A 22,297-nucleotide genomic window follows, 5' to 3' on the forward strand; every position below is an offset into this window, starting at 1 on the left:
AAGTTGGCTGCGATCGCGGGCATTCCGAGCGGGTATTCGCTGACGATGCAGCCGTTCTCCGCGATTTCCTGCGCCAGGTTGCGGTTGCGCGCCGGGTAGGCGATGTCCGCGCCGGTGCCGATCACGGCGATCGTGGAGCCGACACCGCGCAATCCGCCACGATGGGCGGCGGCGTCGATGCCGAGCGCAAGACCCGACACGATGGTCAGTCCCGCGTCGCTGAGCGCTTCCGAAAACTGTTCCGCGTTGAGCATGCCCTGGGCAGTCGCATTGCGGCTGCCCACCACTGCCACCGAAGGCGCAGGCAGCAGATCCGGCCGGCCTTTCAGGTGCAGCAGCAAGGGCGGGTCGGCGATGTCGAGCAGTGCGCGCGGATAGGCGTCGTCCGCGAGCGTCACGACCGCATTGCCGGGTCGGCTCGCCCATTCCAGCGTCCGGTCGATCAGTGCGTGCGCGTCATCGTCCAGCGGCGCGGTCAGGGCGCGGGCAACGCGCTCCGGGACGACCTGCATGAGGGCCGGGAGGTCGGCGTCGAAGATCTGTGCGGGCAGTCCGAAGGCGCGCAGCAGCTTGCGCGCCGTTTCCGGGCCCACGCCCGGCGTGCGCCCGAGGCGCAGCCAATGCGCGAGTTCGCAAGCCTGCCCGGCCGGCGTCATCCGGGAAAAGCCTTATTCGGGAGACCTGGCGACGTCGCCGACCTGCACCGGCTCCGTCACCTGCATCACCAGGCCGTAGGCGATCTTGTCGAACACGCGGAAGATGAACAGGCTGCCGTACTGCATGTCCGGGAGTTTCACCGTCTTCTGTCCGAACAGCGGACCCATCGACCAGAAGGATTTCTTGTCCGTGCGGTCGACGACGGTCGAGCCATAGCGGTACAGCTCCAGCACGGTGCCGAGGTTGAGGCCTTCGTTCCTGCCACGGTTGATCGCCACGATCTGGTTCTGGCCTGCCTGCGACACGCCGCCGTACACTGACATGACGCGCGCGCTGACCTGCTGTTCCGGCGGATGGGGGACGTAGTTCAGCATGGGCGTGGGCGGCACCGGCAGCAGGCGGTCGCCGACGCCCATTTCCTGCTTGACGTTGACGACGTTGAACACATGCGCTTCGTCGGGCGCGCGCGCGGCGCGTTCCAGCTTGATGGTGCCAAGGTAGGCGGCTTCGTAGCCGATCACCGTGTTGGTGTCGGGGTCGCGCAGCGGCGTGCCGGGGCGGAAGACCTGGAATGAGGTGCCGGACTGGATGTCGCCGCGCACGTAAGCCTTGTCGTCCTTGCCCAGCATGACGCGCGCTTCCTGCGTCGCGACGATGCGCGGCGCGTCGTTCAGCTCGTCCTCGCCGACCACCAGCGGCTGCGACAGGAAGGGCTCGATGACATTCGACGGGATGGCGGGGACCGCCTGCTCGCCCAGGCCCTCGGTGCGAAGCTGCGGCGAGAGCCTGACGGTCGGCAAGCCGCCGGCCCCGGCCCCGGCGCTGTCGGAGGCGCCGCCGCCGACCCTGCTGCCCAGCCGCAGGCGCCCGGCGGCGCGGTCGAAGTAGACGACCTGGCCGGGATAGATCCAGTGCGGGTTGCGGATTTCTTCCTTGTTCATGCCCCAGACCTGCGGCCAGCACCAGGGGTGCTGCAGGAACCGGCCTGAAATGCCCCACAGCGTGTCGCCGCGCACGACGGTGTGCTGATCCGGCGCATTCGGCAGGAATGCACAGCGCGGGTTGTTCATCGCTTCTTCGCCTGCCGCCGCCGCGCTGCCCGAGGCGGAGGCGAGCGCGAGAACAAGGGCTGCTGTGCTAAACTTTTTCATAATCTGTCCGGTAAATGTGGCCTGGAGAAGCTAAGTTTATTACCGCCACTGCATATTGACATTGTGTTAATTATTGCCTGGCTAAAACTTGTCAAAGTGAATCAAATTCTGCACATAAATCCTTGAACTAGCAAGAGAAACCGCGCTCCTAGTTCGTGCAGTTGTTGCGCAAAAGCCGTATGTCCATACTCAATATTCTTCGCTATCCCGATCCGCGCCTGCACAAGGTCGCCAAGCCTGTCGCCGTATTCGACGAGCGCCTGAAAAAGCTCGCCGCCGACATGGCCGAGACGATGTACGACGCTCCCGGCGTCGGCCTTGCGGCCACGCAGGTCGACGTGCACGAGCAGGTGATCGTGATCGACGTGTCGGAAACCCACGATGCGCTGCAGGTGTTCATCAACCCGGAAATCGTTTGGGCCAGCGATGAAAAGCAGGTCTATGACGAGGGATGCCTGTCGGTGCCGGGCATCTACGACGGCGTCGAACGCCCGCGGCGGGTGAAGGTGCGCGCCTACGATCTCGAGGGGCAACCGTTCGAAGTCGAGGCCGACGGCCTGCTTGCGGTCTGCATCCAGCACGAGATGGACCATCTGAAGGGCAAGGTGTTCGTCGAATACCTGTCACCGCTCAAGCGCAACCGCATCAAGACCAAACTGCTGAAGGAAGAGCGCGAGCTGGCGCGCGACAAGAAGCGCGCCGGCGTGCGCTGAACCCCGTTTCGCTTTTGCCCCGTTCAGGGCCCGGCCTCGCACGAGTGCCGGGCCTTTCATCTATAAGAGCAAGAACACATGAAAATCGTATTCGCGGGCACGCCCGAATTCGCCGCCGTCGCGCTCAAGTCCCTGCACGACGCAGGCTTCGAGATCCCTCTTGTGCTGACCCAGCCCGACCGCCCGGCGGGGCGCGGAATGCAGCTGCAGGCCTCGCCGGTCAAGCAGTTCGCGTCCGCCCACGGCATGGCTGTCGCGCAACCGGTGTCGCTGCGCCTGACGGGGAAGTATCCGGCGGTGGCAGAAGAGGCGCATGCACTGCTGCGCGCCACGCCGCATGATGTGATGGTGGTCGCCGCCTACGGCCTGATCCTGCCGCGCAGCGTGCTCGACATCCCCAGGCTCGGCTGCATCAACATCCACGCGTCGCTGTTGCCGCGCTGGCGCGGCGCCGCGCCGATCCACCGCGCGATCGAAGCCGGCGACGCCGAGACCGGCGTGACCATCATGCAGATGGAAGAGGGGCTGGACACGGGCCCGATGCTGCTGATGGAGCGCTTGCCGATCGCCGCGGACGATACCACCGGCACGCTGCATGACAAGCTCGCCGCGCTGGGCGGCAGGATGATCGTCGATGCATTGCGGCGGCTGGAGCAGGGCGGGATGCAGGCGACTCCGCAGCCGGAGCAGGGTGTGACCTACGCGGCGAAGATTGCAAAGGAAGAGGCTGCGCTCGATTTCACGCTGCCGGCGCCGGTCATCGAGCGCCGCATCCGCGCGTTCAATCCTTTCCCCGGCGCCTTTGCCAGCTTCGACGGCGTGCCGGTCAAGTTCTGGCGTGCGGAAGCCGCCAACAGCGCCGGCGGCGCGATGCCCGGTCATGTGCTGGCCGCGTCCCCCCAGGACGGCGTGCTCGTTGACTGCGGCGAAGGCGTGCTGCGCGTGCTCGAAATGCAGAAGCCGGGCGGAAAGCGCCTGCCCGCCGCCGAGTTCCTGAAGGGCTTCCCGCTCAAGGCCGGCGACCGGTTCGCCTGATCAGACGTGGAGCTGGCGGCCGCCGCCGAACGACCAGTTCTCCCAGGCCGTCTCCTTGAAGCAGACCATCACATGCTCCGGGTCCAGGCCCGGCTCCCGGCGCACGCCTTCAAGGATGTCTGCCAGGATCTTCTTCTTGACCTTCACGCTGCGTCCGACCGACAGCAGGATCTCGATCAGCACGAAGTCGTCGGTACGCGCGGATTTCAGGTCGGGATAGACCGGATCGAAGCGGAAGTCTTCCGCGCCGAGTTCCAGTACGCGCTGGAACCGGTCGGTCTCCGGCACGCCGGACGCGACCAGCGCCTGGTGCACTGCCTGCAGCACCGCGGATTTGAACGCCGGGGATTTCCCGTTGCGCACGGTGAGTGTGACGAGCGGCATGATGTTCTCCTTTTCTTCGTTCATTGCACCGCGAGGGCGGTGATCTTTTCGGTAGTCAGCACTTCGGCAAAGCTGTCCGCCACCTCCGTCAGCGCGGCGCGGTGCAGTTCCGCATGCCCGACCACGCCGCCGTCCCACGCGTCGATCGCGCGGGTGGCGCTGGCGTCGCCGGCGACCAGCACCTGGTAGCCGAGCGGACGCGCGTCGCGCGCGGCGGTCGAGACGCACATGTGCGTCATCAGGCCGGCGATGATCAGCGTCTTGATGTCGCGCGCTTGCAGCCGCTGATGCAGGTCGGTGCTGGCGAAGCTGCTGGCGGTCGTTTTCCGCACTACCGCATGATGCGGCGCCGGCCGGATGTCCGGATGGATTGCGACGGTCGCGCCGTCCTGCGCGAACAGCGCGCTGCCGGCCGGGCCGACATGCTCGATATGCAAGACCGGCATGCCGTGCGCATCGGCGAACGCGATCAGCTGCTTCGCATTGGACAGGGCCGCCCGGCCGTCGGGAATCGGCAACTTGCCGCCTTCGAAGTATTCGAGTTGGAAATCGATGACCAGCAGCGCTGTGGTTTTCGCACGCAGCGAGTCGGTGGCGGGCGTGCCGCTCAGCGCGCGCAATGTCGGGTTCATGCTTCCTCCTGTTGTGTTGTCCACGGAGTTACTTTAGGTTACCGCCAGGGCGAAAAAAACCGGTCGTCAAGCACAGGATTTGTGCAATATCGAGACTAATTCGCACAGACCATGCACTATTCCTGCTGTTTTTCGAACAGTTACATGTTCTTATTGGAAAGAGATTGCGAGAATGCGGCTATTACAATTTCTTAACCAAGCCCTTGATTTCCCGTATAATTTTCTTGCGCCGATTTGATTGCACAAGTCAAAACCAGCTTGCGGGCGCCAGGGTGAAGTCCCATTAACAAATGCAGCTAAAGCGGAGATCAAACCCGGTCCTGCTTTGGCCGGGTTTTTTGTTTTCAGAGGAAGAAAAATGAAACGCGATGCCATTTCCGCCACCGAAGCGCTGCTGCGCGATCTGCTGTCCCGACGCATCCTGATCCTCGACGGCGCGATGGGTACCATGATCCAGCAGTACAAGCTGACGGAGGAGGATTACCGCGGCGCGCGTTTCGCTGATTTCAGCGTGCCCGGCAAGGAGCTCTTCATCAAGGGCAACAACGACCTGCTGGTACTGACCCAACCCGACATCATCCGCGAGATCCACGAGAAGTATCTCGCCGCCGGCGCCGACATCATCGAGACCAATACCTTCGGCGCGACCAGCGTCGCGCAGGACGATTACCAGATGGGCCACCTTGCATACGAGATGAACGTGCAGGCGGCGCGGCTGGCACGCGAAGCGGTCCAGAAGCATTCGACGCCCGACAAGCCGCGCTTTGTCGCCGGCGCGCTCGGCCCGACGCCGAAGACTGCATCGATTTCCCCCGACGTCAACGATCCCGGCGCGCGCAACATCAGCTTCGACCAGCTGGTCGCGGCCTACCTTGAGCAGACCCGCGGCCTGGTCGAAGGCGGCGTCGACGTGCTGCTGGTGGAAACCATCTTCGATACCCTCAACTGCAAGGCGGCGCTGTTCGCGATCGATACCTTCTTCGAGGAATCCGGCAAGCGCCTGCCGATCATGATTTCGGGCACGGTGACCGACGCGTCCGGCCGCATCCTGTCCGGCCAGACGGTGCCGGCATTCTGGCATTCGGTGCGGCATGCGAAACCGCTGACCATCGGCCTGAACTGCGCGCTCGGCGCGGCCGTGATGCGCCCGTATGCGGAAGAGCTGTCGAAGATCGCCGACACCTTCGTCTGCATTTATCCGAACGCGGGCCTGCCCAATCCGATGGCCGAGACCGGCTTCGACGAAACGCCGGACGTGACCTCCTCGCTGCTGAAGGAATTCGCGCAGAGCGGCTTCGTCAACATCGCCGGCGGCTGCTGCGGCACCACGCCGGCGCACATCAAGGCGATCGCCGACGCCCTGCGCGACGTCGTGCCGCGCCAGGTGCCAGAAAGCGACCACCGGATGAAGCTGTCCGGCCTGGAGCCGTTCATCATCGACGATGCGTCGCTGTTCGTAAACGTCGGCGAGCGCACCAACGTGACCGGCTCCAAGGCCTTCGCGCGCATGATCCTGAACGAGCAGTACGACGAGGCGCTGTCGGTGGCGCGCCAGCAGGTGGAAAACGGCGCGCAGATCATCGACGTCAACATGGACGAGGCGATGCTCGATTCGGTCGCCGCGATGACGCGCTTCCTGAACCTGATCGCTTCCGAGCCCGACATCGCGCGCGTGCCAATCATGATCGACTCCTCCAAGTGGTCGGTGATCGAGGCCGGCCTGAAGTGCGTGCAGGGCAAGGCGGTGGTCAACTCGATTTCGCTCAAGGAAGGCGAGGAGGAATTCCTGCGCCAGGCGACGCTGTGCCGCCGCTACGGCGCCGCGGTGATCGTGATGGCGTTCGATGAAACCGGCCAGGCCGACACCTATGCGCGCAAGACCGAGATCTGCGCGCGCGCTTACAAGCTGCTGACGGAGCAGGTCGGCTTCCCGCCGGAAGACATCATCTTCGACCCGAACATCTTCGCGATCGCGACCGGCATCGAGGAGCACAACAACTACGCGGTCGACTTTATCAATGCCACCCGCTGGATCAAGGAAAACCTGCCGCACGCAAAGATCAGCGGCGGCGTGTCGAACGTGAGCTTCTCCTTCCGCGGCAACGATCCGGCGCGCGAAGCGATCCACACCGTGTTCCTGTATCACGCGATCAAGGCCGGCCTGACCATGGGCATCGTCAACGCCGGCATGATCGGCGTCTACGACGACCTCGATCCGGAACTGCGCGAGCGCGCCGAGGATGTGGTGCTGAACCGGCGCCCGGATGGTGAAATGAGTGCGACCGAACGCATGATCGAGTTCGCCGCAACCCTGAAGGCCGGCGCGAAGAAGGACGAGCAGAACCTGGAATGGCGCAACGACCCGGTCGAGAAGCGGCTCGCGCATGCCCTCGTGCACGGCATCACCCAGTGGATCGTCGAGGATACCGAGGAAGCGCGGGTGAAGGTGCTGGAAGCCGGCGGGCGTCCGATCAATGTGATCGAAGGCCCGCTGATGGATGGCATGAACATCGTCGGCGACCTGTTCGGCCAGGGCAAGATGTTCCTGCCGCAGGTGGTGAAGTCGGCGCGCGTGATGAAGCAGGCGGTGGCGCACCTGATCCCCTTCATCGAGGAAGAAAAGCGCCTGGAGGAACAGAAGACCGGCGTGACGGCCAAGCCCAAGGGCAAGATCGTGATCGCCACCGTGAAGGGCGACGTGCATGACATCGGCAAGAACATCGTGTCGGTGGTCCTGCAGTGCAACAACTTCGAGGTGGTGAACATGGGCGTGATGGTGCCCTGTTCCGAAGTCCTGGCCAAGGCGAAAGCGGAGAATGCCGACATCATCGGCCTGTCCGGCCTGATCACGCCTTCGCTCGAAGAAATGGCTCATGTCGCGAAGGAAATGCAGCGCGACCCGCATTTCCGCATGCTCAAGATTCCGCTGCTGATCGGCGGCGCCACTACAAGCCGCGCGCATACCGCGGTGAAGATTGCGCCGAACTACGAAGGGCCGGTGGTCTACGTGCCGGACGCGTCGCGTTCGGTGTCGGTGGCGCAATCGCTGCTCACGCCCGGGCAGCGCGACAGATACGTCGCCGAACTCGGCAGCGACTACGAACGCATCCGCGACCAGCATGCGAATAAAAAGGCGACGCCATTGCTGCCGATCGCAGAGGCGCGGGCGAACAAGACGAAACTCGCGTTCGCGCCGGTCAAGCCGAGGTTTATCGGCCGCCGCGTGTTCAAGAACTACGACCTTGCGGTGATTGCAAGGTACATCGACTGGGGCCCGTTCTTCCAGACCTGGGATCTCGCCGGCGCCTTCCCCGCGATCCTGAAGGATGCGGTCGTCGGCGAGCAGGCCGGCAAGGTCTATGAAGAGGGCCAGGCACTGCTGAAGAAGGTGATCGAAGGCCGCTGGCTGACCGCGAACGGCGTCATCGCCCTGCTGCCGGCCAACAGCATCAACGACGACGACATCGAGATCTATACCGACGATACCCGCAGCAAGGTCGCATTCACCTACTACGGACTGCGCCAGCAGACCGAAAAGCCGGTGATCGACGGCGTGCGCCGCCCCAACCAGTGCCTGGCCGACTTCATTGCGCCCAAGGCCTCGGGCGTGGCCGATTACATCGGCCTGTTCGCGGTGACGGCCGGCATCGGCATCGAAAAGCATGAAAAGCGTTTCGAGGATGCGAACGACGACTACAGCAGCATCATGCTCAAGTCGCTCGCCGACCGTCTGGCCGAGGCGTTCGCGGAACACCTGCACGAGCGCGTGCGCAAGGAGCTGTGGGGTTATGCGCCGGAAGAGTCGTTCACCAACAGCGAACTGATCGGGGAAGCCTACCGCGGCATCCGTCCGGCCCCGGGATATCCGGCCTGCCCGGAGCATACGGTAAAGGCCGACATGTTCCGGTTCCTGCAGTGCGAGGAAATCGGCATGCAGGTGACCGAATCCTTCGCGATGTCGCCGGGCGCGTCGGTGTCGGGCTTCTACTTCGCCCATCCGGAGTCGAAATACTTCGTGGTCGGCAAGATCGGCGACGACCAGGTCGCCGACATGGCGGCGCGGCGCGGAGTGAGCCGGGAAGAACTGGAGAGGTGGCTGGCGCCGAACCTGTAACGGCTGCGACCGAAGCCAATGCCGCCGCAAGGCGGCATTTTTCCATGGGCATGGCGCCGGTCAGGCGTTGCGCGCCACCGCATCGCTCCATTCGAACGCGCTGAGCTGGAGCGTGTACAGGTTTTCGGTGGACAGGCTGAATTTATCGACGAGGTCATCCAGCATGCTGCCGGCTTCCTCGATGCGCTCCATCTGCTCCACCAGGCGCAGCATCTCGCCGTACAAGCCGCCACGGTTGAGCAGCGCATCCGTCACCGCGTCGACCACCGCCACCTGTTCCAGGATCTCTTCCATCGGCATCGAGAACAGCGTATCCATCAGCGACATGATGCCGACGGTGAAAGCAGTGTCGGCGACGTTGCGGTTGCGTGGGTGCAGGTGCTGCGCAATCAGCTCCAGCAGCTTGCCCCGGGTCGCGGCGAGCGTCAGCAGCGGCGTCATCGCATGCCCCTTCTTGCATGGTTCCGCGTAGAGCATGATCTGCAGCCAGCGCTGCAACTGGCTGCGCCCGAGGATCATCAGCGCCTGGGTGACGGAGTCGATGCGGCGCGGCATGCCGACCGCCGGCGTGTTCACCAGGCGCAGCAGATTGAAGCAGAGCGACACATCCTTCTTGATGCTGCGCTCGATGTCGGCATTGTCCGCGTCCGAATTGATCTGCGACATGAGCTGCATGATCGCCAACTGCGATGGGGACAGCTTCTTGCCGGACAGGATCACCGGCTTTGCAAAGTAATAGCCCTGGAAATAGTCGAAGCCGAGTTCCAGGCAAGTCTCGAACTGTTCCTGGCTCTCGACTTTTTCCGCCAGCAGCTTCTTGTTGGCCTGCTTGAAGCGCGGCGTCAGCTTCAGCAGGGCCGACAGCGGCATGTCCCGCAGGTCGACCTTGATCACCTCGACCAGCGGCAGCAACTGCTGCACATCTTCGGTATCGGTGATCACGTCGTCCAGCGCGAAGCGGAAGCCGTCATCGACCAGCTCCTGCACGCGCGCCAGGATCTCCGGCGTCACCTTCATCGTCTCCACGATTTCCAGCACCACCTTCTCGCGCGGCAGAAACTTGAAGATGTCGCTCATCAGCACCGCTGCGTCGACATTCAGGTAACCGACGGAATCGCCGATCACTTTTTCCATGCCGAGCTGCGAGGTGTGCGCGATCACGGAGGCGGTCGCCGAAAGATCGCTGGTCACCATCGCCGGGCCCGCCGCGGCATTGCGGAACAGGAGTTCGTAGGCGACCAGCGACTGGGCGCGGTCGAGGATGGGCTGGCGTGCAAGGAAAAACTCCCGCACGCGCAGCGGTATGGCGGTGGCTGAATCGCTTGTCGGATTGGCGGTCATTCGGTTCTTGTTATTTTCCCGTTTGCAGTGGCTTGCTGCAGCAAGCCGGCATCCGGACAGGAGTGCGGACAGGTCGTATGGGTCGCAGTCGCCGGGCGGGCGCGTACTGGATGGCGACGCTGGCCGGCCGGGAGCTGCAACGCATACGGCCTGTCCGTACTGGCGGCAGGACAAACCGGATGCCAGGCTTGCAAGTACACTCTAGCGCATTTTTATTTCCCTATCGCAACTTTCGATTGTGCAGTGCATATCACCGTGATTCACGAAAGAAACAGAGCGTGCGCTTACCTCCGTTGATGACTATACGGCGTGAACGCCGGGGGGGAGGAGCGGCCGATGCTGCATGTCCACACAGGAGGTCAAACCGGCGCGCCCTCGACGAATACCTTCATTTCGCCCTGGGCGAACTGGGTCCATGTCTCATTGTCCGTCAGCGGTGCGGTGACGATGATGGCCACCCGGTCGTTGGGCGTGGTCACGCGCGAGAAGTCGACGCTCAGGTCTTCGTCGGCCAGACTGGCGGTGGCGAAGGGATGCTGGCGCACGATGTAGTGAAGATGCGTGGAGCAATGCGCAAACAGTGCCGAGCCGTCCGACAGCATCATGTTGAAGGTGCCGTAGGAAGCAATGCGGCCGCTCAATTCGCGCAGTGCCTCGCCGAGCGCGGCGAGTTGCGGCGGCGTGTCGCCAAAGCGGCGACGCAGCTCCTGCAACAAATAGCAGAACGCCCATTCACTGTCGGTCGTGCCGACCGGCCGGAAGGCCCCGTCAAGCTCGGGTGCGAAGTTCTTGAGGTCGCCATTGTGTGCGAACACCCAGTAGCGCCCCCACAGCTCCCGCACGAACGGATGGCAGTTCTCGAGCGCGACCCGCCCCTGCGTGGCCTTGCGGATGTGGGCGATGACGTTCTTGGACTTGATCGGGCAGCGCTTGATCAGTTCGGCGATCGGCGAAGCGACCGCCGCTTCGTGATCGACGAAGTGGCGCACGCCGGCGCCTTCAAAGAAGGCGATGCCCCAGCCGTCGTTGTGAACGTCGGTGCGGCCGCCCCGGGTGGCAAAGCCGGTGAAACTGAACACGATGTCCGTCGGGACATTGCAGTTCATGCCGAGTAGCTGACACATGACCTGGATCGAAAATGCGGATGATATGAAAACATATCACGTCCGGGGCCGCCGAGGGGAGGCGTCAGGACAGCCAGGGATCGGTATCGGGGCGCGGGAACTGCTGCGCCATGAAATCGACGAAGCTGCGCACCTTCGCCGACAGCAGGCGCCGGCTCGGGTAGACCATCACCACGGTCAGGCGGCCGAGTTCGTGATCGGACAGCAGACGGACCAGGCGTCCGGCCGCGAGATCGTCGCCAAGCGAGAACGAGGGGCGGATCATGATCCCCATGCCGGCCAGCGCGCACTGGCGCAGCAGCTCGCCGTTATTCGACACTACCTTGCCGGTGACCGGGATATGGATCGTCTCGCCGTCCGGGCCTTTCACCGGCCAGTGGTGACGCAATTGTTCATACGAGAAATTCAGGCAGGCGTGGCGCGAAACTTCTTCCAGCGTCCCGGGCGCGCCATGCTGTTGCACATACTTTGGCGATGCGCACAGCAATGCTTCGCTCACGCCGATCTGGCGCGCGATCATGCCGCCGTCGAATTTCTGGAAGTCGATGAAGAGACCGACATCGAAACTTTCCTCGACCAGGTCCACGGTCCGGTCCGACAGCGTCACGTCAAGCGTGACGTCCGGATACTGCGCCGCATAGACCGGCAGCAGTTGCGCCAGTTGGGTCTGGCCGAAGCCAAGGTGGGAGTACAGCCGCAGAGTGCCGGAAGGTTTCTTCGATTGCGAGGAGGCGATTGCTTCCGCGTCCTCGATCTCCTGCAGGATCTGCAGCACCCGCTCCAGATAGGCATGGCCGGTCTCGGTAAGCGACAGGCGGCGCGTGGTGCGGTTGAGCAGGCGGGTACCCAGATGGTCCTCGAGGTCCGCGACGTGGCGGGTCACCACGGCATTCGAGATGTCGAGCGCCTTGCCGGCACCGGCAAAACTGCCTTGTTCAACGACCTTGGCAAATACCCGCATCGACTGCAGTCGGTCCATGGATCCGGCCCTCTTATTGTTTCATGATCGGAAATAGTGACCGGGAATTATTCGCCCTTTTTGTGGACGGCGCAATCGCGCTGCAAGCGCCACGACAGCGCGGTACGCCCGCACGCACATGACCGCCATGTTCCATCGCTTGCCGTTACGCAGCGTTCGCTCTTGTTACGTTATCTGACACGGGGTTTTTATCTCCCGTCTGCAAAAGATGCGCGGCGAGAGCAGGTGTGTATGCGCCGGGCCGGGATGCCGTGGTCCCGATGCAGGGCCGCAGTCGATTTTCGCTGCGCGGCGATGAAACACTTGTGGACGAGATCTTCGGCCGCCAATCGGAGGCTGTGCACTTTATTCATAAAGATCAAGAACTTGCGGTAGGTGGCATGTCACTTGCGATAGTGGTTGCGACTGACGGTGTGCATTGGTCGCATACCCAACCTCTCCGGTTCCCGCCATTGTCTGCGCAAGCAGGCGTGGCGGGTTTTTTTATGCGAGCAAGCAGCGCGGCATGCCTCGGGCCAGAGCCCCTGCCGATAGTTGCTCGCAGGGCTTGCAGCAGGTATCCGGAACAGGAGGGGGCAGCGTGGCGATTTTCCGACACGGGCGATACAGGTTTGACCTCGGCGAATATGCGGGCATATGCGGCTTGCATAATGGGTTTCAGCCCCCCGTGCAGGCCGGGCCTTTTGTCTGCATCCGGTGATGAACGAATCTGGATCGCGTTGATTGACCGGACGTTGACAGATCTGGGCAACCAGCGGTGGCGGGTGGCTTAAAAGCCTTGAAAAATCAGCGGCTTGCGGCAACGGGCGCAGGTTTTGCTTGAGGATTTCGCAGTAATTCGAAAGGCGTCCTGCAATGCTGTGACTTGCAGGCGCGCGGAACTGCAGTCACGGCAGGTAATGTCGCCTGGCGACGATCTCGGATGTAGCGGACCAGTCGCGGCACGATTCAGGACGGCATGCCTGCCAAACAGGAAGGGACCAAGATGACGCAATCGAGAAAGCAAGCGATGAAAACGGCGATCCACCACGACGGGGACCGCGCTACCTACCGCTCGCGGCCGCACGACATCCATAACCTCTACGTAAGTCTGAAGCAGTGGCGCATTTTCCACGCCGTGGTTGATTGCGGCGGGTTTGCGGAAGCGGCCAAGTCCTTGCATTTGAGTCAGTCGACGATCAGTTATACCGTCGCCAAGCTGCAGGATCAGCTGGGCACGGCGTTGCTCAGGATCGAGGGGCGCAGGGCGATACTTACGCCGGAAGGACGTGCCTTGCTCGAACGCTCGCGCAATGTGCTGAAGGAAGCGGTGGAACTGGAAACCTTCGCGAAGAATCTGGGACAGGGCTGGGGTGAGGACGTACGCCTGGTCGTCGACCACAACTTCCCCGTTCATCTGCTCACGCGTGCGCTGAGCAGGTTTACCGGGATCGGCAAGGGCGCGGCGCATGTGCGCGTGCGCGAAGTACCGACGTTGCAGGCGGAGGATATCCTGCGCGATCCAAATGTGGACCTGGCGATCAGCGAGCGTGTGCCGCTGGGTTACCTCGGTGAACCGCTGACCGAAATCGAGTACATCGCCGTGGCGCACCCGCGCCACCCGCTGCTGCGACTCGGGCGCGAAGTGACGTCGATCGACTTGCAGCAGCATATCCGGATCGACATGGGGCACTTGCACGCGGTCGACAAGTTCGCGCAGACAGGTTCCCAGCAGGCGCGGCGCTGGATGATGAACAGTTTCGATACGGTGATCGCCGCGGTGCGCGAGGGCCTGGGCTATTCCTGGCTGCCGGCGCATCGCGTGCAGAAATGGCTTGACGAAGGGGAGCTGGTGCGCCTGCCTCTGGGGGAAAAGCGTTCGTACAAGTCAGTGCTGTACCTGATCCACGGTCGTCCGTGGTGCGTCAGCCCGGCTGCGAGCCGGCTTGCGGAAGTGCTGCGGGGATTTGCCGGCAAGGAGCTCCGGTCGGGCGAGGACGAGTCGCCTGCGCCGGCAGCGCTCTCCTCCTGAGCGGGGCGGCGCCAGCCGGCATGTGGCGCCGCTCGCCCTCTGAGCGTTGCGCATGCGCGCAACGTCCTTTATTTATGCGCTTCGAGGTCGGCCTTGCTGCCGGCCATGAACGGCGGTGGCGCCGCGGGTACGACATCCGGGCGGATATTGTATTTCTCGATTAGCCGGTACAGCGTTACGCGCGACACGCCGAGCAGCGAGGCCGCGCGCGAGATCTGGTTGCGCGACTGCGAAAGGGCGCGCCGGATCATCATGCGTTCGGCCGCCGCGCGCGCATCCTCCAGCGACATCAGCTGCGACTGTTCGTTGGCACGCTCCAGGCCGAGGTCCTCCGGCTGGATGAAGCGTCCTTCCGCCATCACCGTCGCGCGCTGCACGCGGTTGACGAGCTCGCGCACGTTGCCGGGCCAGCTGTGGCTCAGCATGGCATTCATTGCCGCCTTGGAGAAGCCGCGCAGGCTGCGGTTGTGCGCGTTGGCGAACTTGGTGAAATAGTACTTGGCGATGTCTTCGATATCCTGTCCGCGGTCCGCAAGCGGGGGCATGCTGATGCAGACGACATTGATGCGGTAGTACAGGTCTTCGCGGAAGCGTCCCTGGCGCACCGCCTCCAGCAGATCGATATGGGTTGCGGCGATCACCCGCACGTCGATCTCGATCGTATCGTTGCCGCCCACGCGCTCGATGGTCTTCTCCTGCAGGAAGCGCAGCAGGTTGACCTGCATGTCGAAGGGCATGTCACCGATCTCGTCGAGGAACAGCGTGCCGCCCTGCGCGGCTTCGATGCGGCCGATCTTGCGCTGGCTGGCGCCGGTGAATGCGCCTTTTTCATAGCCGAACAGCTCGGACTGGAACAGCTGCGGCGCGATTGCGCCGCAGTTGACCGCGACGAAGGGGGCATCGCGGCGCACCGACTGCCGGTGGATCGACAACGCGGCCAGTTCCTTGCCGGTGCCGGATGGGCCGCTGATCAGCACCGAGGCGTCGGTGCGGGCCACCTTGTGCAGCTGGCTGAACAGCTGCTGCATCTGCGGCGTCCTGCCGACCATCACGAAATCGGCATTGTCGGGAGCGGGCAGCGGCGATGCATCGCGCCGCACGTCGCGCATGAAGGCCATGCCCCATGCATGCCGCAGCGTCAGCACGATATGGTCGAGGTCGGCGGGCAGGGTGATGAAATTAAACAGGTGTTCGCCGATGAATTCGCGCATGCGCGGCATCGAGATCAGTTCCTGTGACACCAGGCCGACCCAGGAAATGCGATTGTTGCTGATGAAGGGTTCGCACTTGTCGAGATGCGCGAGTTCGGATTCCTGGGTCACGATCAGCAGGCCGACGCGGCATCCGCTTTCCATTGCGTCGTAGGCTGCTTCGAGCGTGAAGCATTCGATCAGGTTGAGCCCGTGTTCCTTGAGTGTCTCGGTATAGGTGCAGGCTTGGCCGTTGCGGCTGGTCAGGCGAAGGACCAGGACGGGCTGGGTCGTCGATGCAGAATTGGAAACGTTAAGCATGTCGCAATACCCTTGTTGGTGTTGTTGCGGTCCGGGGCCGACGATGGTTTCCGCGTTCTTGCGGCAGGCGTTTTTGCTTCGTTGCAGTTGCTGCACAGACGCTCCGGAAGCCTCGCCGTTTGCCGCCTCCGGGGCGGTCAGAACGTGATTAAGCGCCGAGATTACCGCCTTTTAGTAACCCTAACAATGCCATAAATTAGGGAGTTGACAAGAACAGAAATCCCGTTTGTGCTCGGTCAAATCGATGTTTCTTGATTGAAATCACGGCCATACGCAGGTTCCGGTACGGTTTCCCCCCAAAGCCCGCGTGAATACTCATTGCCAGAATGTGTAACGCAAGAAAAATCGATTCTTACATGAAATTTACGGAGTAATGGAAGCGGGGGGGAGGACGGCGCTGCAACGCCATAAGCGGTGCCCGGATGCCCGGTATTTCTGCTCGAACGGCGTGATCGCCGGGAGCGCTTCCCAGCTCTCGACCGGCACGTCGATGCCGCTGAGCTGGGACAGGGCCGCCGCGCATTCCTCGACGTAGATGCGCCAGTTGCTCCGGCATTCAAAGCTGCCGCCCAGCGCCGCGACCACCGGGAACACCGGATGCCCGTGCCAGCGGCGCGACAGGTGTCCGATCTTGGGCCAGGGGTTGGGGTAGAGCAGGTAGTGCCGCGCAAGCCGGATGCCGGCCTCATGCAACAGGCGCCAGTAGTCGACCAGGTCGGCGCGCACGCGCACCTGGTTCGGCGGCGGCGTACCGTCCCAGGCAGTATTGCGCGCAATGCGATCGGCAGACTGGTCGACGCCGATCACGAAATGATCGGGAAATCGCGCCGCCAGGTTCAGGGTGGACAGGCCGACGCCGCAGCCGGCGTCGAGAATGAGCGGCGGCTGCCCGGCAGTCCGCCAGGCCGACATGCTGGCTTCAAACGCGTCGCGGTTGTACCGCGCAACCGGCTTGCGGAACACGGTGCGCGCATGCTTGGCAACCAGTGCGGACAATTGCTCGTGGATGCCGGTCTGGGCGCTTGCCACCGGGCTGGAGTTGCCGTACATGGCATCAACCCCACGCCGGCGAACGGTATTCGTCGGCCGCGAAATCGACAAAGGCGCGCACCTTCGGTGACAGGTGGCGGTTATGCGGATACACCGCGTAAAGCTCGCGCGCGCATCGCGTAGCCGGGCAGGACCGGCACGAGCGTGCCGTGCGCCAGATCCTCGTGCACGATGAAGGCGGCAGTGGTGGCGATGCCGACGCCGGCCAGCGCCGCCGAGCGCAGGGCGATGCCGTTGTTGGACTGGAAGCTGCCGGCGACCGCGACGTTGATCCGGCTGCCGTCGGGCCCGTTGAATTCCCATTCGTGCGGCCGCGGCACGAGGGTGTAAGTCAGGCAGTTATGATGCGCGAGATCCTGCGGCGCCGCAGGCGTGCCGTACCGCGCGAGATAGGACGGGGTTGCCACCAGCATGGTGGCGGTCCTGGCCAGCCTGCGCGCGATCAGCGAGGAATCCTGCATCTCGCGCGCCAGCCGCAACGCGACGTCGAAACCCTCTTCGATCAGGTCGACGAAACGGTCGTTGCATACCAGGTCGACCTTCAGCTCGGGATGGCGGGCCATGAAGCGCGGCAGCCATTGCGCCATGTCGAGCGTGCCGAAGGCCATCGGCGCATTGATGCGCAAGGTGCCGCGCGGTGCGGCATGATGGCGGCTGACGGCGAGGTCTGCTTCCTGCAGTTCGTCCAGGATGCGGCGCGCGCGTTCGTAATACGCCTGCCCGGCCTCGGTCAGCGCGAGCCGGCGCGTCGTGCGATTGAGCAGTTGCACGCCGAGCCGCGTTTCCAGCTGCCGCACCTGTTTCGACATGACCGTATGCGACACATTCAGCCCTGCAGCGGCCGCGGAGAAGCCCCCTGCATCCACCACACGGCAGAACGCCTTCAATGCGCTGAATTGATCCATCCGAAACCTCGCTGGTTGCCCCCGATCGCGCAAGCGACACCAGTCACGGGCGCAGCCCGTGCGGGAGTGCTTGTCGTTGAAAGGGGGATTCGACTGAATTGCCCGCCATCATGCCACAGGGCGGCAATCAGGCACAGTCGCTGCGAGATCCCGGATGGCCACAGAATGCCGTGTATTCTGCGGCGGAAGTTTGTAATTAGTGCAGGGTGACCGGTTGACGCATCAGCGCGTCGTATTTGCCGAGGAAGTCATCGATCTCTTCCACCGTCGGTTCGGTCGCGATCAGGTTTTCCACCTCTTCGCGGAACGACTTGGCGAGAGTGCCGCCGATAAAAATTTCACGCTTGCCGGATTTGTCCATGATTTCGTATCCGCCAAAGCGCAAGGCCTCGCGACCGTCGTCTGCGCCGAACTCTACCACGCTGTACTGCTCGCTGTTGTAGATCAAGTTCATGTTGCGCTCCTTTTGCTACGGAATATTTGCAGTGTACCCGTCTGCTGTAATGCAAAAATGAGGCCACCCCCGGGAATTTCAAGCGATCGCAGGAACCGGGCGGTTTTGCATGCCATCGATTGTTCCCTTGGAAGGAAAATCGGCGCTAGGCCTGCAAATCTTTAGTCAGGGTGAGTAAATTGTCGTAAGGCGGCGCATTGAGAAACGCGCGTATCCGGTCGAGATGAGCGACGCTTGCCAGGCCGATGTAAAGTCGTGCCGGCCGTGCACGCAGCATCCGGTTCAGCGTGACGCGCATGGTCAGGTTGCCGCTGCAGCAGAGGCAGCCAGGCGCAATACGGACGATGCGTGCTTGCGGGAGCGCATGTTCCAGCAAGGCACTACCGTCCGGCATTCCTTCAAGGATCATGGCCGCGCCATTTTCATTGCCGGCGGCGGCCGCGATCGCCGCTTCCCGCGCGGTCGGGGAAGCGCCGACAACCAGCGTGGTCGGAATCACCCCTTGCGCGAGAGCTTGCTTGGCTCGACACCCAGTTGCTTGAGCTTGCGATACAGGTGGGTGCGTTCCAGCCCGGTCTTTTCCGCCACGCGCGTCATGCTGCCGCCTTCGCGCACCAGGTGATGTTCGAAGTAGGCCCGCTCGAAGGCATCACGCGCCTCCCGCAGCGGCAAGTCGAACGACAGGCCGAATACCTGTGACTCGGCCGGCGCGACGGCTTGCGATGCGGCAACCGGCGCCGTCGCCACGGATGTGGCATAGGACACTGTTGCCGGCATCGCCGGTTCGTCAACGGGCGCCGCCGCTGCCGGGCGGGCCGCATGGTAGACCGGGGCCGGGCGCACCACTTCCGGCGTGCGCGTCAATCCCTGCTGTACGGCTTTCAATAGTTTTTGCAGGGCAATGGGTTTTTCGAGGAAATTCAGCGCGCCGATGCGGGTGGCTTCGACCGCGGTGTCGATGGTCGCATGGCCGGACATCATGATCACCGGCATCGTCAGCAGGCCGTCGCGCTGCCATTCCTTGAGCAGCGTAACGCCATCGGTATCCGGCATCCAGATATCAAGCAGCACGAGGTCGGGTGCTCCCTGGGCGCGCGCTTCACGCGCCTGCTGTGCGTTCTCCGCGGTGAGGACGACGTGGCCCTCGTCGCCGAGAATCTCCGAGAGCAGTTCCCGGATGCCCATTTCATCATCGACTACCAGAATGTTTGCCATATCCTTACCTTGTACGCTTCCATTGTCGCTGATTATTCTACGTCGCCACACGCTGGAGCCGGAGAGTTGTCACGAGTTGTTTCACGCTGCCGCCTGTTCCTCGTCCGGCGCTAACTTTAACAGCAAAATCGACACCTTTGCACCGCTGCCCTGCGACCGGTTCTTGATGTCGACCCGTCCGCCGTGTTCATCGATGATCTTTTTTACCATGGCCAGCCCAAGGCCGGTGCCGCGCGACTTCGATGTCACATAGGGTTCGAATGCGCGCGCCAGGATCTTCGGCGAAAAGCCCGGACCGTTGTCGCTCACCGTCAGCCGCACCGCGGCGCGCTGGCCGCCGTCGGAATCGTCGTAATGCACGGCTTCGGTCACGACTTCGATGCGCGCCTTGTCTTGCTGGAAATCACGATCCGCAACCGCGTCCTGCGCATTCTGCAGCAGATTATGAATCACCTGCCGCAGCTGCGTCGCGTCGCCCATCACCTTCGGCAGGTTCGGGCTCAGCGTCGGGTGGATGATGTCGCGTTCGTCGCCGCCGACGTAGAGATGCAGGATTTCCTCGACCAGTGCATTCAGGTCGAGCGGCGAGAGCACCGCGGGCGGGGTCTTCGCGTAATCACGGAAGTCGTCGACCATGCGCTTCATTGCGGAGACCTGGTTGACGATGGTGGCGGTGCCCTTGGTCAGGATCGCCGCATCCGGTCCGCCGAGCTTGGGCTCCAGCTTCATCTGCAGGCGCTCTGCGGATAGCTGGATCGGCGTCAGCGGATTCTTGATCTCGTGCGCCAGGCGGCGCGCCACTTCGCCCCAGGCGACCGAGCGCTGGGCCGATATCACGTCGGTGATATCGTCGAACACGACGATATAGCCGGTGCCGCCGGCGACCGGGAGATAGGAGCCGCGGGCGAGCAGGGTGATGTCGCTGTCGCCGTCCGGCTCGGCGCCGGCGCGCGGCACTTCGATCTGTTTTTGCCAGTGCAGGTCGGTCGACGCGCCGCCTGCCGACTGCGCGCGCTGCTCAGAGAACGAGCGCGTGATCGCGTCGGCCATCGGTTCCAGGCCGCGAATCGCCGACAGCGGCTTGCCGATGTGCGAATCGAAGTCGTTGAGCAGGATGCGTTCCACCGACTCGTTGCAGGTGACCAGCCGGAACTGGCTGTCGAGCACCATCACCCCGGCCGACATGTTGGCCAGTACCGACTCCAGGTAGGCTTTCGCATTCGCCAGTGCCGCGCGGTTGCGCTCGGCGGAAGCGCGCGCCTCCGACAACTGGCGGGTCATGGTGTTGAACGACTGCGTCAGAGTGCCCAGCTCGTCGGAAGTGGCGACGATCGGACGTGGCGACAGGTTGCCCTCGGCCACCGCCTTGGTGCCTTCGGCAAGCACCAGCAACGGCTGCGCAAGGTCGCCGGCGATCAGGAAAGCGGCGGCGATCGCGCCGAAAATCGCCAGCAGCAGCGTCAGCGTCAGGGTGACGAGGTAGATCTTGCGCAGGCCGGTGCGCGCCAGAGAACGTTCCTGGTATTCGCTGTACGCCGCGCGCAGCGCTTCGGCGTTGGTTGCCAGATGCGCCGGAACAGGCTGCAACAGTTGCAGGTAGCGCGTTTCGCCTTGCAGCGACAGGTCGTTGTTGGACGCCGGGATCGCCACCACCACCCTCAGCCGCAAGTCACCCGCGCCGGCGGGCTGGCTGGACGGGGAGCGTTGCTCCTGAGCGCTTTCGGCGGAACCTTCCTTCGTCATGCTGTCATGGAAGTCGAAGCCGCCTTCGATGGCGGCGTAGGCGCGCGTCATCCGGGCCTGCCGCATCATCGTCGCGCTGGGCAGGTCCGGTACCAGCGTGCCGATGCGGCCGCCGACGGTTGCCACGATTTGACCGCTGGAAGTGACAATGGTTGCTTCCTGGAGTTGAGTTTGATCACGCAGCCGCGACAGTTGCGTGACCTGCGACGACTCCGACATTTCGGACAGTTCGAGCGCGACGCTGCGCGCCTTCGCCGTCAGGTCGGTGAGCGACGCGTCGAGCGCGGTGCGTCCCAGGGTCAGGCCGGATTCCAGCGCCGCTTCTACCCGGACGTCGAACCAGGATTCGATCGAACGCGAGACGAACTGCACCGATACCGTGTAGATCACGGCACCGGGCAGGATGCCGATGAGCGCAAACAGCAGCACCAGCCGCGTCATCAGACGCGAGCCGAATTCGCGCCGCTTGTAGCCGCGGTACAGGCGAGTCAGCAGCAGCGCCACCAGCGCCAGCAGCGCGACCGCGATCAGCGCATTGAGGACCAGCAGTTCGGGATAGTGGCGGTCGAAGAAGGCGGAGTTCTCGGACGCCGACGCCAGCAGGAACAACAGGATGCTGACGACCGCGCCACCGACGACCAGGAAATAACGCAGGAATCTTTGCACGATTATTCCGCCCTGAAAGAGAATTGCTTCCAGTCGGAAGAGAAGCGCCAGTCGGAGCTGTTCATCGCATGGACCTGGAATGGTTTGGGCAGGCGCGCCACGTCCAGGCCCATGCGCACCGCGACGTTGTAGACTTCGCCGGACTTGAGCGCACCCTTTTCCGCGACTACCCAGCGGCTCGGGCGCCGGACCAGCGACAGCGCATCGTCCAGCGTGGCAAAGCTCTGCTGCAGGCGGCCGCTGATCGCCGCCTGGTACTGGTGCGTGAGGACATTGTAGGAAATGCGGATCGTCTGCGACGTGCTGACCGCCTTTTCGTCGAACCAGTACCAGCGCGGCCGGGTCAGCTGCACCTCGGTGGTGAAGTAGAGCGGGATGCCGCGCGTGACCGCGTCTTCCAGGCTGCGCGTCAGTTCGAAGGAAAAGCCGAGCGCGAGCCTGTAGCCCTCATCCGTGTATTCGAGCGCCGCCTGCGTGATCTCCACGCCTTCGGCGCGCACGGCGGCCGGCGCCAGCGCGCCCGCCAGCAGCAGGGCTGTCAACAGCCAGCGCGTCAGAAGTTGAAGGGCAGGACGGATCACTCGTAGAGGCGCAGTCGATAACGGGAAATCG

The 22,297-nt window shown here is 63.4% G+C and carries 19 protein-coding genes; 4 read left to right on the top strand and 15 right to left on the bottom strand.

Features of this window, described 5'->3' with window-relative positions; genetic code table 11:
• Together VEC01_RS07255 and VEC01_RS07260 are read right to left on the bottom strand one after the other, a co-directional pair.
• Positions 1-656, bottom strand: a 656-nt coding sequence (locus VEC01_RS07255; RefSeq protein WP_324900136.1) for a DNA-processing protein DprA, incomplete at its 3' end; no start/stop codon positions are given.
• A gap of 12 nt (positions 657-668) precedes the next feature.
• A complete protein-coding gene (locus tag VEC01_RS07260; protein WP_324900137.1) occupies positions 669-1,808 on the bottom strand; it encodes a LysM peptidoglycan-binding domain-containing protein in 1,140 nt (379 codons plus the stop codon).
• Positions 1,809-1,987: 179 nt separating this feature from the next.
• On the opposite strand from VEC01_RS07260, the gene def reads away from it, so the two are divergent.
• On the top strand, positions 1,988-2,521 hold the full coding sequence (gene def, locus VEC01_RS07265; protein WP_324900138.1) for a peptide deformylase: 534 nt from the start codon (positions 1,988-1,990) through the stop codon (positions 2,519-2,521).
• Positions 2,522-2,599: 78 nt separating this feature from the next.
• Positions 2,600-3,556 (top strand): methionyl-tRNA formyltransferase, encoded by a 957-nt coding sequence (gene fmt, locus VEC01_RS07270; protein WP_324900139.1) that lies wholly within the window; start codon positions 2,600-2,602, stop codon positions 3,554-3,556.
• On the opposite strand, the gene VEC01_RS07275 is transcribed toward fmt, so the two are convergent.
• Together VEC01_RS07275 and VEC01_RS07280 are read right to left on the bottom strand one after the other, a co-directional pair.
• Positions 3,557-3,940: a tautomerase family protein gene (locus VEC01_RS07275; RefSeq protein ID WP_324900140.1), complete on the bottom strand. Its 384-nt coding sequence runs from the start codon at positions 3,938-3,940 to the stop codon at positions 3,557-3,559.
• Positions 3,941-3,960: 20 nt separating this feature from the next.
• Positions 3,961-4,572: a cysteine hydrolase family protein gene (locus VEC01_RS07280; protein WP_324900141.1), complete on the bottom strand. Its 612-nt coding sequence runs from the start codon at positions 4,570-4,572 to the stop codon at positions 3,961-3,963.
• Between the two features lie 358 nt (positions 4,573-4,930).
• Here VEC01_RS07280 and metH point away from each other — a divergent pair, with 358 nt between their 5' ends.
• Positions 4,931-8,686 (top strand): methionine synthase, encoded by a 3,756-nt coding sequence (gene metH, locus VEC01_RS07285; protein WP_324900142.1) that lies wholly within the window; start codon positions 4,931-4,933, stop codon positions 8,684-8,686.
• A gap of 60 nt (positions 8,687-8,746) precedes the next feature.
• Here the strand turns inward: metH and VEC01_RS07290 are convergent, their stop codons facing one another.
• The 3 genes from VEC01_RS07290 to VEC01_RS07300 form a co-directional block, all read right to left on the bottom strand.
• On the bottom strand, positions 8,747-10,027 hold the full coding sequence (locus tag VEC01_RS07290; protein WP_324900143.1) for an EAL and HDOD domain-containing protein: 1,281 nt from the start codon (positions 10,025-10,027) through the stop codon (positions 8,747-8,749).
• 359 nt (positions 10,028-10,386) lie between these two features.
• A complete protein-coding gene (locus VEC01_RS07295; protein WP_324900144.1) occupies positions 10,387-11,151 on the bottom strand; it encodes a class II glutamine amidotransferase in 765 nt (254 codons plus the stop codon).
• Positions 11,152-11,215: 64 nt separating this feature from the next.
• A complete protein-coding gene (locus VEC01_RS07300) occupies positions 11,216-12,130 on the bottom strand; it encodes a LysR family transcriptional regulator (protein WP_324900145.1) in 915 nt (304 codons plus the stop codon).
• A 985-nt stretch (positions 12,131-13,115) separates the two neighbouring features.
• Here VEC01_RS07300 and VEC01_RS07305 point away from each other — a divergent pair.
• Positions 13,116-14,141: a LysR family transcriptional regulator gene (locus VEC01_RS07305; protein WP_324900146.1), complete on the top strand. Its 1,026-nt coding sequence runs from the start codon at positions 13,116-13,118 to the stop codon at positions 14,139-14,141.
• 68 nt (positions 14,142-14,209) lie between these two features.
• Here the strand turns inward: VEC01_RS07305 and VEC01_RS07310 are convergent, their stop codons facing one another.
• The 8 genes from VEC01_RS07310 to VEC01_RS07345 all read right to left on the bottom strand — a co-directional run bounded on the left by VEC01_RS07310 (position 14,210) and on the right by VEC01_RS07345 (position 22,218).
• The gene (locus tag VEC01_RS07310; RefSeq protein WP_324900147.1) at positions 14,210-15,652 is read right to left on the bottom strand and encodes a sigma-54 dependent transcriptional regulator; all 1,443 of its coding nucleotides are present in this window, start codon (positions 15,650-15,652) and stop codon (positions 14,210-14,212) included.
• 363 nt (positions 15,653-16,015) lie between these two features.
• The gene (gene trmB, locus VEC01_RS07315) at positions 16,016-16,702 is read right to left on the bottom strand and encodes a tRNA (guanine(46)-N(7))-methyltransferase TrmB (RefSeq protein WP_324900148.1); all 687 of its coding nucleotides are present in this window, start codon (positions 16,700-16,702) and stop codon (positions 16,016-16,018) included.
• An 80-nt stretch (positions 16,703-16,782) separates the two neighbouring features.
• Positions 16,783-17,607, bottom strand: coding sequence for a LysR family transcriptional regulator (locus tag VEC01_RS07320; protein ID WP_324900149.1), 825 nt, complete (start codon positions 17,605-17,607; stop codon positions 16,783-16,785).
• A gap of 196 nt (positions 17,608-17,803) precedes the next feature.
• Complete coding sequence (locus VEC01_RS07325) at positions 17,804-18,061, bottom strand: BTH_I0359 family protein (RefSeq protein WP_088708802.1); 258 nt, start codon at positions 18,059-18,061, stop codon at positions 17,804-17,806.
• Positions 18,062-18,206: 145 nt separating this feature from the next.
• Positions 18,207-18,560, bottom strand: a complete 354-nt coding sequence (locus VEC01_RS07330) for a GTPase (RefSeq protein WP_324900150.1) — start codon at positions 18,558-18,560, stop codon at positions 18,207-18,209.
• A complete protein-coding gene (locus VEC01_RS07335) occupies positions 18,557-19,276 on the bottom strand; it encodes a response regulator (RefSeq protein WP_324900151.1) in 720 nt (239 codons plus the stop codon). Before VEC01_RS07335 ends, VEC01_RS07330 begins: the two co-directional genes overlap by 4 nt.
• 81 nt (positions 19,277-19,357) lie before the next feature.
• A complete protein-coding gene (locus VEC01_RS07340) occupies positions 19,358-21,685 on the bottom strand; it encodes a sensor histidine kinase (RefSeq protein ID WP_324900152.1) in 2,328 nt (775 codons plus the stop codon).
• Between the two features lie 2 nt (positions 21,686-21,687).
• Complete coding sequence (locus tag VEC01_RS07345; protein WP_324900180.1) at positions 21,688-22,218, bottom strand: DUF4390 domain-containing protein; 531 nt, start codon at positions 22,216-22,218, stop codon at positions 21,688-21,690.
• Between the last annotated feature and the right edge of the window lie 79 nt (positions 22,219-22,297).

The organism is Noviherbaspirillum sp. (genome assembly GCF_035627455.1).
Taxonomy (GTDB): Bacteria; Pseudomonadota; Gammaproteobacteria; order Burkholderiales; family Burkholderiaceae_D; genus Noviherbaspirillum.